We start from the raw sequence: 14,498 nt of genomic DNA, 5'->3' as shown, positions 1-14,498 counted from the left end.
TTTATGGCTAAAGTAGATAAAGTTGAGAATAAAGACGCTGTTATAGAAAAAAAAGTTGATAAAAAATCTAAGAAAAGCTCTTATTCAAAAAAAAAAAAAATTAAAAAAAATATTCTTAATGGTATTGCTTATGTACAGTCTACTTTTAATAATACAATAATCTCAATTGCAGATACTAATGGGAATGTAATTTCTTGGGCATCTGCTGGACAAAAAGGTTTTAAGGGTTCAAGAAAATCAACACCTTATGCTGCACAAATTGCTGCAGACTCTGCTGCTTCTAAGGCCCTAGAGTTTGGAATGAAAACACTGACTGTGCAAGTTAAAGGACCTGGTTCAGGAAGAGAAACTGCCTTGAGAGCTTTACAAGCGAAAGGATTTAAGATTCTTTCTATAAAAGATACTACACCAATGCCACATAACGGCGTAAGACCACCAAAGAAAAGGAGAGTTTAATAAATGGAAAGTTTAAATGTAAATGCTAAAAATTGGAAAGCATTGATTAAACCAGCTCAATTAGATGTTAAAATTAGTGATGACAAATCACATGCAAAAATTATCGCAGAGCCTTTAGAAAAAGGTTATGGATTAACTTTAGGTAATTCTTTAAGAAGAATTTTACTTTCATCAATAAGAGGTGCTGCTGTTACTTCAATTCAAATTGATGGTGTTTTACACGAATTTACATCCATCAAAGGTGTTAGAGAAGATGTTACTGACATAGTTTTAAATGTTAAATCGTTAGCTCTAAAAAGTTCTTCAGATGGTACTAAAAAACTTATTTTAGATGCTAAAGGTCCTGGAGAAATCAAAGCTTCTGACATAGTGCCAGTTACTGATATTGAAATTTTAAATCCTGATTTAGTTATTTGTAATTTGGATGAAAATACACATTTCCACATGGAGATGAATGTTGGAACAGGTAAGGGATACGTACCAGCAGTGATGAATAAGCCAGAAGAGCCACCTTTAGGTTTAATTGCTATAGATTCTTTATATAGCCCAGTTAAGAAGGTTTCTTACTCTATAAGCACCGCAAGGGAAGGAAAAGCTTTAGATTACGATAAATTAATTATGGAAGTTGAAACTAACGGATCAATTTCTGCAGAAGATGCCGTTGCTTATTCTGCTAGAATTTTCCAAGATCAGCTAAATATGTTTGTTAATTTTGACGAACCTGTTGAAGCACCAATAAAAGAAGTTTCATCTGAGCCTGAATTCAATAAGAATTTATTAAGAAAAGTTGATGAGCTTGAATTATCTGTGCGTTCTATGAATTGTCTTAAAAATGATAATATCATTTACATTGGAGATTTAGTTCAAAAGTCAGAAGGTGAAATGCTTAGAACACCTAACTTTGGAAGAAAATCACTTAATGAAATAAAAGAAGTTTTAACTGGTATGTCTTTATACTTGGGTATGGAAATACCAAACTGGCCACCAGAAAATATAGCTGAAATGTCTAAAAAGTTAGAGGAGCAAATCTAATGAGACACGGAATGGCTAATAAGAAGTTAAATAGAACTTCTGAACATAGAAAAGCTTTATTGAAGAATATGCTTAATTCTTTAATAAAATATGAGCAGATAACTACAACGCTTCCAAAAGCTAAATTCTTAAAACCTCAAGCAGATAAGATTATTACACTGGGTAAAAAAGAAACGTTACTAACAACAAAGATGCTGATGACTAAATTGCAAGACATTACTTCAGCTCGTAAAGTTACAAAAACCCTTTCTAAAAGATACGAAAAAAGAAATGGTGGGTACACTAGAATTATTAAAGCTGGATTTAGATATGGAGATAATGCACCTATGGCTGTAATTGAATTTGTAGATAGAGATGTTGAAGCTAAAAGAGTCGATAGAAAGAAAAAAGACCCAGCAAAAGATAAAACAGAAGAGAAAAAAATAGCTACTGCTTAATTTTCTATATAATAATATATCATCATGAAAAAGTCTTTTAACGTTGATTCAACGTTTAATGATATGCGTATTGATAGGTGGATACGTAATAATCTAGGGAATTACCCACAAGGCTTAATTGAAAAAAGTTTGAAAAGTGGAAAAGTTAAGATCAATAATAAAAAAATAAAAAGCTCTCAAAAAGTAAAAACAGGAGATGTTATTGATTTATTTAACTTTGATTTTAAAGAAACAATTGTTCAAAAAACAATTAAATTTGTACCATCTGAAGAAGTCATTAAAGAAAATGAAGATTTAATAATTGATAATAATGAAGATTTTATTGTTCTAAATAAAAGCTCAGGTATTTCTGTTCAAGGTGGAACAAAATCAAAAAAGAACCTTGTTGATATTTTTGCAAGGAGTGAGATTTTTCAAGATACGAAACCCTTTTCTGTTCATAGGCTTGACAAAGATACGTCTGGTGTTTTTATTATGGCAAAGCACAGGGAAGCTGCTCAATTATTAACATCACTATTTAGATTAAGAAAAGTTCACAAAACTTATTTAGCTATTTGTCATGGTGAATTACAAAAAGATGTTGGTGAATGGAATGATGATCTTACAAGATACGATAATGATAAAGAAATAGTAGAAAAAGCCAGAACTACATATAAAGTTTTGGACAAAAATTCAATTTGTAGTCTTGTTGAAATGAAGCCAATCACTGGAAGAAAACATCAGCTTAGAAAACAATTATATGCAGTAGGTTCACCAATTTATGGTGATCAAAAATATAAATTTAGCAATACAGATAAAGCTATTAATAAGAATTTAATGCTTCATTCTTATCAAATTAAATTCATGATTAAGGATAAAAAGTTTACCTACACAGCTCTTTTACCAGATTATTTTAAAAAACTTTTGAAGACAAAAAGGCTTACATTTCCAAATTCTTAGAAAACGTATCGATAATAATTTTTTCTAAATTTTTATAGTCTTGATCTTTAATTTCTTTAAGATTAGTTACACCTTTATCTGAAATACCACATGGAATAATATTTTTATATTTTGAAAGATCGTTATTAATATTTATTGCAAATCCATGATAAGCTATCCATTTACTTACCCTTACTCCTATTGCTGCAACTTTGTTAATTTCACCTTTATGGTCAGTCCAAATACCAATATTTTTTGGATCACCAAATGTTTTAATGTTAAATTTTGATAAGCTATCAATAATTGTCTCTTCAATTAAAGTTATAAATTTCCTAATATCCTTTTTTCTTTTTCTTAAATCTATAACAAAATAACAAATCATTTGACCTGGACCATGATAGGTAATTTTTCCTCCACGATTTGTTTTTATTAGATTTATATCTTTATTAATAATTTCTTTTTCTTTATAACTAGTACCGGCTGAATAAACCTCTTCATGTTCTAATATCCATATTAAATCCTCTTTTTGACCACTGTTTATCTCTAACAACCTTTCTTCAAGGAATTTTATTGCATCCTCGTATTTTATTGGTTTTATTGACTTTTTAATCTCAATATTCATTTATAAATTGTATTATTCTTATTATGCACTATTAGTGCAAAATTGATTTATAGGTAAATTTATGTCCTTAATAAAAAAAATAAAAGATAAAAAAGTTAATTTTGAGTTTAATAAAGAGTACATAAAAGTTGTTACTTCCAAGATAACCAACAATGATGCTCAATTTATTACGAATTCTTTTAATGAAATGCACCCAGCTGATGCAGCTGATATAATTGAACACCTTGGTCAAAATGATAGAGAAAGCTTAATAAAACTTAATAATTTCAATATAGATCCAGAAGTTTTTATTGAATTAAACGAGTCAGTACAGTCTGAAATCATAGCTTATCTATCACCCGATACTATTGTTAGACTATTAAAAAATCTTGAATCTGACGATGCGATAACAATTTTAGAAAATGTTGACGAAAAAGATAAGAATACAATATTAAGTTCTTTACCTCCTAAAGATAGATTTGCTTTATTAGAAAGCTTAAGTTACCCTGAAGACACAGCAGCTAGAATAATGCAACGTGAGTTTACGGCTGTTCCTAGTAATTGGTCTGTTGGTCAAACAATTGATTATTTAAGAGAAAATAAAGATTTACCTGAAGAATTTTTAGAAATTTTCATTATAGATGAGGGTTTTAAGCCAATTGGAACTGTTCCATCATCGAAAGTTTTAACCACTTCGAGAGAAACTAAAATGCTTTCTATTATGTCAGAATCTCAGCTACTTATTCCTGTAGATATGGACAAAGAGGAAGTTGGTAACGTATTTGAAAACTATAACTTAAATTCAGCGGCAGTTGTTGATAAATCAAACAAGTTAGTTGGTATGATCATGTATGATGATGTCTTAACAGTTTTAAAAGAAGAAGCTGAGGAAGATGCTTTAAGATTAGCTGGGGTAGGTGATGAAGAAATTACTGACGGTGTTTTTAAGAAAACCAGAAGAAGGTTTAACTGGCTTTTATTAAATCTATTTACTGCATTTCTTGCAACATGGGTGATTAGTCTATTTGGTGCAACAATCGAACAAATGGTTGTCCTTGCATTTCTAATGCCAATTGTTGCTTCTATGGGGGGTAATGCTGGCATGCAAACTTTAGCTGTTACAGTAAGAACTTTAGCAACAAATGACCTAACAAAAAATAACTTTTCACAAAATATCTTAAAGGAATTTAATATTGGTATTTTAAATGGTATTATATTTGCAGTAATAAGTGCGTTAGTAGTTCAAGTTTGGTTTCAAGACTCTTTGCTTTCTCTAATAATTTCCATGTCAATGATAGTTACAATGATTGTTGCAGGGTTATTTGGAATTTTAGTACCTATTACTTTAAAAAAAATGGACATTGATCCCGCTATTGCATCAAGTGTATTTGTAACAACCATTACTGATGTTATTGGTTTTGTTTCATTTCTTGGTGTTAGTGCTTATTTTCTCTAAAAATTATCAATTAATCTTACATTATTGATATAGTAAGCCACAAAAAGTTTAAAAGGTTTCTTCAAAATGCTAGTACTTAGATTTTGTGTGTTTCTGCATTCTAGATATTCAATTTTAATATCAAAATTTTTAGATAGTTCTTTCTTTAAATCAAATATTAATTTTTTATATTTTTTTCTATTTTTGTTGATTTTATTTTTTAATTTTAGTAATTTTTTTGTAATTATTCCTGTTTCAATAAAACTTTTCTTATTTAATAAAGAGTTTCTTGAAGATAAAGCTAACTTGTTTTTATCCCTAATTGTTTTACATACGTAAACCTTAGTATCATACTTGTTTTCAATGTAGTTTTTTACTAAGAAAAATTGTTGAAAATCTTTTTCTCCCATAAAGATTTTTTGTGGGGAAATTAACTCAACAAAACGATTCAAAACATCGAGTACACCTTCAAAATGTCCTTTTCTAAATTTTGCACACAATATATTTTGTGATTTATTTAGCTTAATTTCATCATTTTTCTTCCAATAAATTTGTTTAATGGTTGGTAAGTACACGTAATCAACATTAAGTTTTTTAAGGTAATTTAAATCTTTCTTTAAATTTTTTGGATATATTTTGTAATCTTTTTTATTATTAAATTGAGTTGGATTAACAAAAATACTTACTAATGTTTTTTTACAGTTTTTTTTTGATTTTTTGATTAATGCTTTGTGACCATCATGTAAACTTCCCATTGTTGGCACAAAACCTAATTTTTTGTCATACTCAATTGCCTTAATTAAATCAGTTTTTAATTTTATTAATTTCATTTGTAATAAGAATATTAATAAGTAAAACATTTATATGATTAAACAAGCTATAATTCCTTTAGCTGGTCTTGGGACTAGACTGCTACCACTAACTAGTATTTTTGCAAAAGAGCTTCTACCTATCAATGGAAAACCAGGCCTTGAATATATTCTCGACGAATGTATCGAAGCAGGTATTAAGGAAGTTATATTTATTATTTCCAAAAAAAAAATGATGATAAAGAAATATTTCTATAATGATAAATTTTATAAAGATATAATAAAAAAAAAAGGTGATCCAAAAATTATCAAAGAATATAAAAAAATTCTTAAATACAAAAAAATGATTAAATTTGTTTTTCAAGATAAACCATTGGGAACTGGTGACGCTGTTTATAAGACCAAGAAATTTATCACAGATAAATATTTTTTAATGTTACTACCTGATGATTTGATAATTAAAAAAAACTGCACTAAGTCTATGATTCTGGTTCATAAAAAATTTAAAACATCAGTTATGGCAAGTATGAAGGTTAATAAAAGTGATGTATCTAGATGGGGAATCTATAACATTAAAAAAAAAATTGATAAAAATAATTTTATTATAAATAATGTTGTTGAAAAACCTTCTATAAAAACTTCACCTTCTAATAATGCTGTAATTGGTAGATATATATTACCCAAAATAATTTTTTCTAAATTAAGATCATTAAAACCAGGAAAAAGTGGAGAATTTCATATCACTGATGCTATTCAAGCTTTATTAGAGGATGATCATCAATTCATTGGTCACAATTTTTCAGGCAAATACTTAGATTGCGGAACAATGAAGGGTTACATTAAATCAACGTTGGAGATTTCTAAACAATGAAACTTTGCATGATAGGAACTGGGTATGTTGGTTTAGTAAGTGGTGTTTGTTTTTCTGATTTAGGAAATGACGTTATCTGTGTTGATAAAGATTTAAGTAAAATTGAAAAATTAAAAAATGGTATTATCCCCATATATGAACCTGGATTGGACGAACTGGTTATTAAAAATTATAAAAATAAACGATTAAAGTTCTCTACAAATTTAAAAGATTCAATTTTAAAATCAGACATTATTTTCATTTGTGTTGGCACACCCACTAAAAAAAATGGAAATGATGCTGATTTAAGTCAGGTATACAACGTTGCAAAAGAAATCAGTAAAGTAATTAAAAAATTTAAAATTATTATAACTAAATCTACCGTTCCTGTAACAACAGGTGATGAAATAGAAAAAATTATTTCAAAAAAAGTATCAAAAAAACTTTTTTCAGTTGTTTCAAATCCTGAATTTCTAAGAGAAGGTGATGCTATAAGAGATTTTACCTATCCTGACAGAATAGTCGTAGGTACTAATAATAAAAAATCTAATATGATTTTAAAAAATCTTTATTCACCACTTATATCAAAAGGTGGAAAGTACGTTAATACCCCTAGAAGAGCTGCAGAGTTAATAAAATATGCTTCAAATGCTTTTTTAGCAACAAAGATTACGTTCATTAATGAAATAGCTAATTTATGTGAAAAAATTAATGTTAATGTTGAGGATATTTCTATTGGTATGGGTCTTGATAATCGAATTGGTAGCCGTTTTTTAAGAGCAGGTCCTGCCTATGGTGGGTCTTGTTTTCCAAAAGATACTAAGGCCATTACAGCTACTGCAAATAAATTCAAAACTAATTTAACAGTTATTAAAAGTGTTATTGAATCAAATGAAAACAGATCATCATTAATGCTAAAAAGAGTTTTTGATATCTTAAAAAATAAAATTAAAAATAAAAATATTTGTTTCTTAGGAGTAACATTTAAGGCAAATACAGATGATATGAGAGATTCATCAAGTTTGTCTATGATTCCTGCATTATCAAAAAAAGGTGCAAAAATAAATTATTTTGATCCGACTGGAGAAAAGCCACATTTTAAAAAATTTAAGAATGTTGTTTTTTCAAACAACATTAAAGACGCAATTAAAAAATCGGATTTAATTATTATTCACACAGAGTGGAATGATTTTAAAACTATTAACTTCAAAAAAGATGTGAAAAACAAAAAATTCTCAATTTTTGATATGAGAAATATTTACTCAGTTAATAAAATGAAAGATCAGAAAATTAAATATTTTAGTATTGGAAATTAATTTAATTCAAAAATAGCATCAACTTCGACTGATACACCAAGTGGCAAACTGTTTGTACTAACAGCAGCTCTTGTGTGCATTCCAGAGTCTCCAAAAACTGAAACTATTAAATCTGAAGCACCATTTATTACTTTAGGTTGTTCTATAAAGTCTTCTGTTGAATTAACAAATCCTGTCAGTTTCACACAAGATTTAACCTTTGAAAGATCGTTATCACAAGCTTTTTTAACTTGAGATATTATGTTTAAGCCACAACGTTTAGCTGCTTCATATCCATCTTCAGTTTTTAAATCTTTACCAACTTTACCTTTGATTAATTCTCCATTTGCTGCGATAGAAATTTGTCCTGAGATAAATAGCATTTTACCAATTTGCTTTGATGCAACATATGATCCAACAGGATCTCTTGCCTCAGGCAGTTCTAAGTTTAATTCTATTATTTTATTTTCAAAAGTCATGCTTAATCCTTTTTTTAGTTTTTTGATCTAGTTTTTTTTAGACCAGGCTTTTTTTTGATAATTTTTTATATCGTTAGCATTTTTATAAACTGTATCTGCTATTCTAATTTTTATATTATTTGACTTACAAGTTACAAAGGTTTTAGAAAATTTTTTTAAATCAGAACAGTCCATTTTTTCTGCAGAATAAAGTGGAATTATTGATAATAGTAATATTGTCAGAATATAAGTTATTTTTTTCATTTTTTTTTTTTCTTTTTTTTTTAGTTTTCTTTTTTTTATCGTATTCCTTTCTTTTCTCAATTAATATTAAAGCTTCTTCCATATTAAGTTCTAAGGGGTCTTTTTCCTCTGGTATTGTTGCATTAAGAGACTTATACTTGATATAAGGTCCATATTGACCCCTCATCACCCTAACAGGTTTTTTGTCTTCAGGATGCTCTCCTAGATCCTTTATAATTGATGCGGACATTCTACCTGGCTTTGCCTCTGCTATTAAAGTGATTGCTCTATTAAGACCAATAGAGAAGATTTCATCAACATTTTCAATTCTTGCTGATTTATTTTCACATTTTAAATATGGACCAAATCTCCCTGAATTTAATATTATATCTTTTTGATTTTCAGGGTTAATACCTAAACTTTTTGGTAATGAGCACAAAAATTTAGCCCTATCAAGATTCACGCTTTCTAATGTAATTCCTTTAGGTATAGAAACATTTCTTAAATTATTATCTTCTTTTTCTACCTTCTTTTTTTTTGTTTTCTTTTTCTTTTTTGTTTCAACTACAACTTCTTCCTTTATTTCCTCAATCATTTCATATTGTAGGTAGGGGCCAAATCTTCCATTTTTAAGGTACAGGTCTTTGCCATTTTCATGTTTTCCTATAAACTTTGGATCAGCTAGTTGAGATTGAGCAGCTGCTTTAGCTTTAGAAAGAGGTCTAGTAAATTTACAATCTGGATAATTTGAACAACCTATAAAAGCACCACCTCTAAAACTGTTTTTTAAACTTAATGATCCATTGTCACATAATTTGCATTGTCTATTAATATTTCCATCTTTATCTCTTTCAAAAATTAAACTACCTAAACTGTCGTTTAATAGATCTAAAACTTCCCTAGTTCTTTTCTCTTTAACATCAGATACATTTTGATTAAAATCTTTCCAAAATAACTCTAGAACTTTTATCCATCCTTCCTTACCAGTAGTAATATCATCAAGTTGGTTTTCTAAACTTGCAGTAAAGTTATAGTCAACATATTTGGAAAAAAGTTTTTCAAGAAAAGCAGAAATTAATTTACCTCGATCTGTTGGGTGAAATCTTTTATTAATTGCTTCTGCATACCCTCTAGTAGATATAACAGATATTATACTTGCATAAGTTGAAGGTCTTCCAATACCTAGCTCTTCTAATTTTTTAACTAAACTTGCTTCTGAGTATCTTGGTGGTGGTTGTGTAAAATGTTGTTCATCTAATAGAGCCTCTATATTAACTGGACCTTTGTTCGTTTCAGGAAGTATATCTTCATCACCATCTTTTTTGGTGTCTTTCATAACCTTCAAGAACCCATCAAATTTAATAACAGATCCACTAGCCTTACAGACTGTTCCATTATCATCTGAAGTTATCGTAATAGTATTTCTATCAAATTGAGCAGGTTTCATTTGAGAGGATAGGGCTCTATTCCAAATTAAATTATATAATTTATGCTGATCTGGACTTAGATATTTTTTAACAGTATCTGGTGCACGCATAATATCTGTAGGCCTAATTGCTTCATGTGCTTCTTGAGCATTTTTAGCCTTTTTACCAGAATAACTTGCTGCATTATCTGGGACATATTCATCTCCAAACTCATTTTTTATATATTTCCTGAAAGTGTCTATAGCGTCTGTAGATAAATTGGTGCCATCTGTTCGCATGTACGTGATAAGACCAATAGTTTCACCGTCTATTTCTATACCTTGATAAAGTTTTTGAGCTATCTGCATTGTTCGTGACGCTCCAAATCCCAGTCTACCAGAAGAAACTTGCTGTAATGTAGAGGTAGTAAAAGGGCCCGAAGGGTTTCTGTTAACAACTTTGCTTGAGATGTCATTTATATTGAATTTCTTAGACTTAACTTCTTCAATTGCTTTACCAATTTCAGCTTTATTTTTAAAAGAAAATTTTTCAATTTTTTTATCATTCAATTGAGTGATACTTGCTAATATAGAATTTTTAGCATTATCGTTGAATTGAACACTTAAAGTCCAAAACTCCTCAGGATCAAAAAGCTCTATTTCGTGTTCTCGTTCTGTAATTAATTTTAAAGCAACTGACTGAACACGTCCTGCAGATTTAGAGCCAGGCAGTTTTGTCCATAAAATTGGTGAGATGTTAAAGCCAACTAAATAGTCTAAGGCTCTTCTAGCCATATAAGCATCAACAAGTAGTGGCTCTATTTGTCGTGGGTTTTCAATTCCATGAATGACTGCTTTTTTTGTAATTTCGTTAAAAACAACTCTTTCTACGTGTTTGCCTTTAATTAATTTTTTTTCATTTAAATATTCTTTAACATGCCAAGCAATTGCTTCACCTTCACGGTCAGGGTCAGTTGCTAGTATAATTTTTGAAGAAATTTTAGCTGCATCTGTAATTTCTTTAAGATATTTTTTAGAAAAATTATCTACTTCCCATTCCATTTTAAAATTATTTTCTGGATCAACAGAACCATTTTTCGAAGGAAGGTCTCTAATATGACCATAACTTGCTAATACAATATAATCATCACCTAGATATTTATTGATAGTTTTTGCTTTAGCTGGACTTTCTACGACTACAAGTTTCATTACTAAACAAATTACTTAAAAGACTTAGATAGTCAAATCAATAAATTTTAGTCTTGGTTTCTTCTTTGTTTTTCAATCGTTTGACGTTTTCTCTATGTGTGTAGAATATAAGTACAAACATTATTATAAAAAAAATTGAATTATAATTTTCAAAAATTATTAAATAAATTGGAACCATTAAACTACTAACAAGTGATGAAAGTGATGAATATTTTGAAATAAGAAATGTAACAGCCCAACTAACAATAAACACTAAACCCAAAATTATGTTTATTGAAAATAATATTCCAACATATGTTGCAACACCCTTACCCCCTTTAAACTTGAGCCATATAGGGAAAACGTGACCTAAGAATGCACTTAGTGATGCAATAAAGATATAATCAGGATAATTAAATTTTACATATAAAACAGGCAATACAGCTTTTGTTATATCCAGCAATAAAGTTCCATAGCCTAACGTCTTATTACCTGTTCTAAGAGCATTTGTGGCTCCAATGTTTCCTGAGCCAATATCTCTAATATCTTTTTTTAGAAATATTTTTGTAAGTATAAAACCAAAAGGTATTGATCCTAATAAATATGAACTTAATGCAACTATTAAATATTCCATTATTATAACTTAAATAATTCTTCACCTTTTACAAATGTATTAGTGACTTTACCTTGTAGTTTTTTGTCTTCAATGGAAGTGTTTTTTGATTTAGAGATAAGTTTATCTTTTTTAACAACCCATGGCTTATCAATATCTACAATGCAAAAATCTGCTTCATTACCCACTGAAAGATTACCCTTATCAATTTTTAAAATTTTTGCAGGGTTTGATGTTAAGGCTTTAATTATAGTTTCTAATTTAACAGAACCATTGTGATATAACTCTAGACTTAGTGATAAAAGCGTTTCTATTCCAGAAGCTCCTGTAGATGCTTGTGCAAACGTTAATCTTTTTTGTTCTTCATCTTCCGGTTTGTGATCAGATACAATAACATCTATCGTTTCATCTTTTAATCCTTGCACTAGAGCAATTCTATCTTCTTCAGTTCTTAATGGGGGTGATAATTTTAAGAAAGTTCTGAAATCTCCTATATCATTTTCATTTAATGAAAGGTTATTTATGGAGACACCTGTCGTAAACTTAACTTTATTTTTTCTTTCCTCAATAATTTCAACTGATTTTGCAGCTGAAATTTGTGATATGTGATATCTACATTTAATATTTTCAAGCAATGTTAAATCTCTTTCAATAATTATTCTTTCAGCAACAGCAGGTATTCCAGATAACCCAAGTTTGGTTGCAATAATTCCAGAATTAATCATTCCATTTTTAGATAAATCATAATCTTCAGCATGCTGCATGATTAGAGTGCCTAAATCTTTAGCTGAGTTCATTATACGAGACATCAGTCTAGTATTTTGAATTGTTTTAACTCCATCAGTAAATCCAATTATTCCTCTACTTTGAAGTAGACCAAATTCAGTCATAGTAGTTCCTTCAATATTTTTTGTAAGAGCGGCACTTGGAAAAACATTAATTTTAGATTTGTCTCTTCCACGTCTTTTTAAAAAATCTACTATTGAAACGTTATCTATAATTGGATCTGTATTAGGCATAGTAACAACCGAAGTAACACCTCCTGCAAGTGCTGCATTACTTAGTGTTCTAAAATTTTCTTTATATTCATAACCAGGTTCACCTGCAAAGACGCGCATATCAACAAGACCTGGAAATATATATTTGCCATTTAAGTCTATTACCTTTTCTCTTGATGGAATGTTGTTAGAATTTACTTTTTTACCAATAGCTTCAATTAAACCATCTTCACCAATAATTAATCCACCCTTCTCATTGATAGAGTTATGAGGGTCAATTATATTTGCATTTATAAAGTATTGTTTTTTCATTTATTCACAAAATATTTTTAAACAAGCCATTCTAACTGCAACACCTAGTTCAACCTGTTCCTTGATCACGCTTCTGTTAATGTCATCTGCCAATTTTGTATCAATTTCAATCCCTCTATTCATTGGACCTGGATGCATAATCAAAGCATCATCTTTTGCATGAGCAAGCTTATCTGGAGTTAGTCCATAATATTCATAGTATTCTCTATTAGAAGACAAGAAAGAACTAGTCATCCTTTCATTTTGTAGCCTTAGCATCATTACAATATCACAATCTTTCAGACCTTTTTTCATATCTGTAAATGTATTAACTCCAAACTTTTCTATTTCTTTTGGCATTAAGTTTGATGGTGCAATAATATTAATTTCTGCACCCAACATATTTAGAAGATAAATATTTGATCTTGCAACACGTGAATGAGTTATGTCACCACAAATCGCAACTCTTAAACCTTCAATTTTCTTTTTACGATTTATAATTGTTAAAGCATCTAATAAAGCTTGAGTAGGGTGTTCACGGCTTCCATCACCAGCATTAAGCACTGCACAATTTACTTTTTGAGATAAAAGATTACATGCACCCGAATCCTGGTGTCTAATTACAATAATATCTGGATGCATTGCATTTAAAGTCATTGCGGTATCTATTAGTGTTTCACCTTTCTTAACCGCAGAGTTAGCCATGTTCATTGACATAACATCTGCACCTAATCTTTTTCCAGCTAATTCAAATGAACTTTGTGTTCTAGTGGAGGGTTCAAAAAACAAATTAATTTGAGTTTTACCATTTAATACATTTAATCTTTTATTTTTACTTTGATTTAATTTAATGAAGCTTTTAGCTTCTTCTAAAATGAGATTAACATCACTAATTGATAGATCCTGAATACCTAGGAGGTGTTTTTGAGAAATCTTAATAGCTTTATTTATTTTGGTTGCCATTAAAATTAACTCTATAACTATTAACCATCACTATGGCAAGTATTAATTATTTAAAAAGTCTATTGCTCCTTGTAAAATAAAGGCTGCAGCGTTTTGATCAATTGTTTTAACTCTTTTTGAAACATTAACGTCTAATAAACTTGATAGATTAAATGCGCCAACTGTTGAAAGTCTCTCATCCCACAATATCACAGGTAGGTCTATAGATTTTGATATATTTGATGCAACGTCATTAACTGATTGAGCAGATCTTCCTAGACTACCATCCATATTAACTGGGTTCCCTACAATTATTCCACCAATATTATTATCTTTAATTATTATCTTAAGTTGATCAATTAGTTCGTTTGTATTGGTTTTATTTATAGTTTTAAAAGGCGTTGCTACAGATTGTCTTTCATCACAAATTGAGACACCAATTCTTTTAGATCCTAAATCTAAACCAATAAATCTTACCTTATTTGAGTGTTTTATTTTAAAATCTTCAATTGTGATCATATTGTATA

16 protein-coding genes are annotated in these 14,498 nt (G+C 29.1%); 7 read left to right on the top strand and 9 right to left on the bottom strand.

What is annotated here, in order from left to right; all coding sequences use genetic code 11:
* The first annotated feature begins 3 nt into the window (after positions 1-3).
* From rpsK to ABXT45_RS03755, 4 genes are read left to right on the top strand one after another with little or no spacing between them, the layout of a single operon-like run.
* Positions 4-456: a 30S ribosomal protein S11 gene (gene rpsK / locus ABXT45_RS03770; protein WP_415312815.1), complete on the top strand. Its 453-nt coding sequence runs from the start codon at positions 4-6 to the stop codon at positions 454-456.
* Positions 457-459: 3 nt separating this feature from the next.
* A complete protein-coding gene (locus ABXT45_RS03765) occupies positions 460-1,488 on the top strand; it encodes a DNA-directed RNA polymerase subunit alpha (protein WP_415312814.1) in 1,029 nt (342 codons plus the stop codon).
* Positions 1,488-1,925, top strand: a complete 438-nt coding sequence (rplQ, locus tag ABXT45_RS03760; RefSeq protein ID WP_415312813.1) for a 50S ribosomal protein L17 — start codon at positions 1,488-1,490, stop codon at positions 1,923-1,925. Before ABXT45_RS03765 ends, rplQ begins: the two co-directional genes overlap by 1 nt.
* Positions 1,926-1,949: 24 nt before the next feature.
* The gene (locus ABXT45_RS03755) at positions 1,950-2,864 is read left to right on the top strand and encodes an RluA family pseudouridine synthase (RefSeq protein ID WP_415312812.1); all 915 of its coding nucleotides are present in this window, start codon (positions 1,950-1,952) and stop codon (positions 2,862-2,864) included.
* On the opposite strand, the gene lipB is transcribed toward ABXT45_RS03755, so the two are convergent.
* Complete coding sequence (gene lipB, locus ABXT45_RS03750) at positions 2,845-3,465, bottom strand: lipoyl(octanoyl) transferase LipB (RefSeq protein WP_415312811.1); 621 nt, start codon at positions 3,463-3,465, stop codon at positions 2,845-2,847. The two genes, ABXT45_RS03755 and lipB, sit on opposite strands and share 20 nt — an antisense overlap.
* A gap of 61 nt (positions 3,466-3,526) precedes the next feature.
* Here lipB and mgtE point away from each other — a divergent pair, with 61 nt between their 5' ends.
* Positions 3,527-4,900, top strand: coding sequence for a magnesium transporter (gene mgtE, locus ABXT45_RS03745; RefSeq protein ID WP_415314429.1), 1,374 nt, complete (start codon positions 3,527-3,529; stop codon positions 4,898-4,900).
* Here the strand turns inward: mgtE and panC are convergent.
* On the bottom strand, positions 4,897-5,739 hold the full coding sequence (gene panC, locus ABXT45_RS03740) for a pantoate--beta-alanine ligase (RefSeq protein ID WP_415314428.1): 843 nt from the start codon (positions 5,737-5,739) through the stop codon (positions 4,897-4,899). The genes mgtE and panC overlap by 4 nt on opposite strands.
* 4 nt (positions 5,740-5,743) lie before the next feature.
* On the opposite strand from panC, the gene ABXT45_RS03735 reads away from it, so the two are divergent.
* Positions 5,744-6,559, top strand: a complete 816-nt coding sequence (locus ABXT45_RS03735; RefSeq protein ID WP_415314427.1) for a sugar phosphate nucleotidyltransferase — start codon at positions 5,744-5,746, stop codon at positions 6,557-6,559.
* Positions 6,556-7,854, top strand: a complete 1,299-nt coding sequence (locus ABXT45_RS03730) for a UDP-glucose dehydrogenase family protein (RefSeq protein WP_415314426.1) — start codon at positions 6,556-6,558, stop codon at positions 7,852-7,854. Before ABXT45_RS03735 ends, ABXT45_RS03730 begins: the two co-directional genes overlap by 4 nt.
* Here the strand turns inward: ABXT45_RS03730 and ABXT45_RS03725 are convergent.
* The 7 genes from ABXT45_RS03725 to ruvX are packed head-to-tail and all read right to left on the bottom strand — an operon-like array spanning position 7,851 to position 14,490.
* The gene (locus ABXT45_RS03725; protein ID WP_415314425.1) at positions 7,851-8,312 is read right to left on the bottom strand and encodes a RidA family protein; all 462 of its coding nucleotides are present in this window, start codon (positions 8,310-8,312) and stop codon (positions 7,851-7,853) included. The genes ABXT45_RS03730 and ABXT45_RS03725 overlap by 4 nt on opposite strands.
* Positions 8,313-8,339: 27 nt before the next feature.
* Positions 8,340-8,486 carry a hypothetical protein gene (locus ABXT45_RS03720; protein WP_415314424.1) on the bottom strand — a complete coding sequence of 49 codons (147 nt, stop codon included), beginning with the start codon at positions 8,484-8,486 and terminating at the stop codon, positions 8,340-8,342.
* Entirely contained in the window at positions 8,473-11,148 is a 2,676-nt protein-coding gene (gene topA, locus ABXT45_RS03715; RefSeq protein WP_415314423.1) for a type I DNA topoisomerase, read from the bottom strand. The genes ABXT45_RS03720 and topA overlap by 14 nt, the downstream gene beginning before the upstream one ends.
* 37 nt (positions 11,149-11,185) lie before the next feature.
* Positions 11,186-11,761 (bottom strand): glycerol-3-phosphate 1-O-acyltransferase PlsY, encoded by a 576-nt coding sequence (plsY, locus tag ABXT45_RS03710; RefSeq protein ID WP_415314422.1) that lies wholly within the window; start codon positions 11,759-11,761, stop codon positions 11,186-11,188.
* Between the two features lie 2 nt (positions 11,762-11,763).
* Positions 11,764-13,050: a dihydroorotase gene (gene pyrC / locus ABXT45_RS03705; protein WP_415314421.1), complete on the bottom strand. Its 1,287-nt coding sequence runs from the start codon at positions 13,048-13,050 to the stop codon at positions 11,764-11,766.
* Positions 13,051-13,992 carry an aspartate carbamoyltransferase catalytic subunit gene (locus tag ABXT45_RS03700; protein WP_415314420.1) on the bottom strand — a complete coding sequence of 314 codons (942 nt, stop codon included), beginning with the start codon at positions 13,990-13,992 and terminating at the stop codon, positions 13,051-13,053. It lies immediately after the preceding gene.
* A gap of 42 nt (positions 13,993-14,034) precedes the next feature.
* The gene (gene ruvX / locus ABXT45_RS03695; protein ID WP_415314419.1) at positions 14,035-14,490 is read right to left on the bottom strand and encodes a Holliday junction resolvase RuvX; all 456 of its coding nucleotides are present in this window, start codon (positions 14,488-14,490) and stop codon (positions 14,035-14,037) included.
* Between the last annotated feature and the right edge of the window lie 8 nt (positions 14,491-14,498).

The organism is Candidatus Pelagibacter sp. Uisw_106, assembly GCF_047724975.1.
Classification (GTDB): Bacteria; Pseudomonadota; Alphaproteobacteria; order Pelagibacterales; family Pelagibacteraceae; genus Pelagibacter.
The sequence above is the reverse complement of the archived record's forward strand: the minus strand, read 5'-3'. Positions and strand labels throughout refer to the sequence as shown.

Bases quoted from the DNA above. Each gene is read 5' to 3' on its own strand.
- rpsK (WP_415312815.1), top strand. From the start codon at position 4: ATGGCTAAAGTAGATAAAGTTGAGAATAAAGACGCTGTTATAGAAAAA.
- ABXT45_RS03765 (WP_415312814.1), top strand. From the start codon at position 460: ATGGAAAGTTTAAATGTAAATGCTAAAAATTGGAAAGCATTGATTAAA.
- rplQ (WP_415312813.1), top strand. From the start codon at position 1,488: ATGAGACACGGAATGGCTAATAAGAAGTTAAATAGAACTTCTGAACAT.
- ABXT45_RS03755 (WP_415312812.1), top strand. From the start codon at position 1,950: ATGAAAAAGTCTTTTAACGTTGATTCAACGTTTAATGATATGCGTATT.
- lipB (WP_415312811.1), bottom strand. From the start codon at position 3,465: ATGAATATTGAGATTAAAAAGTCAATAAAACCAATAAAATACGAGGAT.
- mgtE (WP_415314429.1), top strand. From the start codon at position 3,527: ATGTCCTTAATAAAAAAAATAAAAGATAAAAAAGTTAATTTTGAGTTT.
- panC (WP_415314428.1), bottom strand. From the start codon at position 5,739: ATGTTTTACTTATTAATATTCTTATTACAAATGAAATTAATAAAATTA.
- ABXT45_RS03735 (WP_415314427.1), top strand. From the start codon at position 5,744: ATGATTAAACAAGCTATAATTCCTTTAGCTGGTCTTGGGACTAGACTG.
- ABXT45_RS03730 (WP_415314426.1), top strand. From the start codon at position 6,556: ATGAAACTTTGCATGATAGGAACTGGGTATGTTGGTTTAGTAAGTGGT.
- ABXT45_RS03725 (WP_415314425.1), bottom strand. From the start codon at position 8,312: ATGACTTTTGAAAATAAAATAATAGAATTAAACTTAGAACTGCCTGAG.
- ABXT45_RS03720 (WP_415314424.1), bottom strand. From the start codon at position 8,486: ATGGACTGTTCTGATTTAAAAAAATTTTCTAAAACCTTTGTAACTTGT.
- topA (WP_415314423.1), bottom strand. From the start codon at position 11,148: ATGAAACTTGTAGTCGTAGAAAGTCCAGCTAAAGCAAAAACTATCAAT.
- plsY (WP_415314422.1), bottom strand. From the start codon at position 11,761: ATGGAATATTTAATAGTTGCATTAAGTTCATATTTATTAGGATCAATA.
- pyrC (WP_415314421.1), bottom strand. From the start codon at position 13,050: ATGAAAAAACAATACTTTATAAATGCAAATATAATTGACCCTCATAAC.
- ABXT45_RS03700 (WP_415314420.1), bottom strand. From the start codon at position 13,992: ATGGCAACCAAAATAAATAAAGCTATTAAGATTTCTCAAAAACACCTC.
- ruvX (WP_415314419.1), bottom strand. From the start codon at position 14,490: ATGATCACAATTGAAGATTTTAAAATAAAACACTCAAATAAGGTAAGA.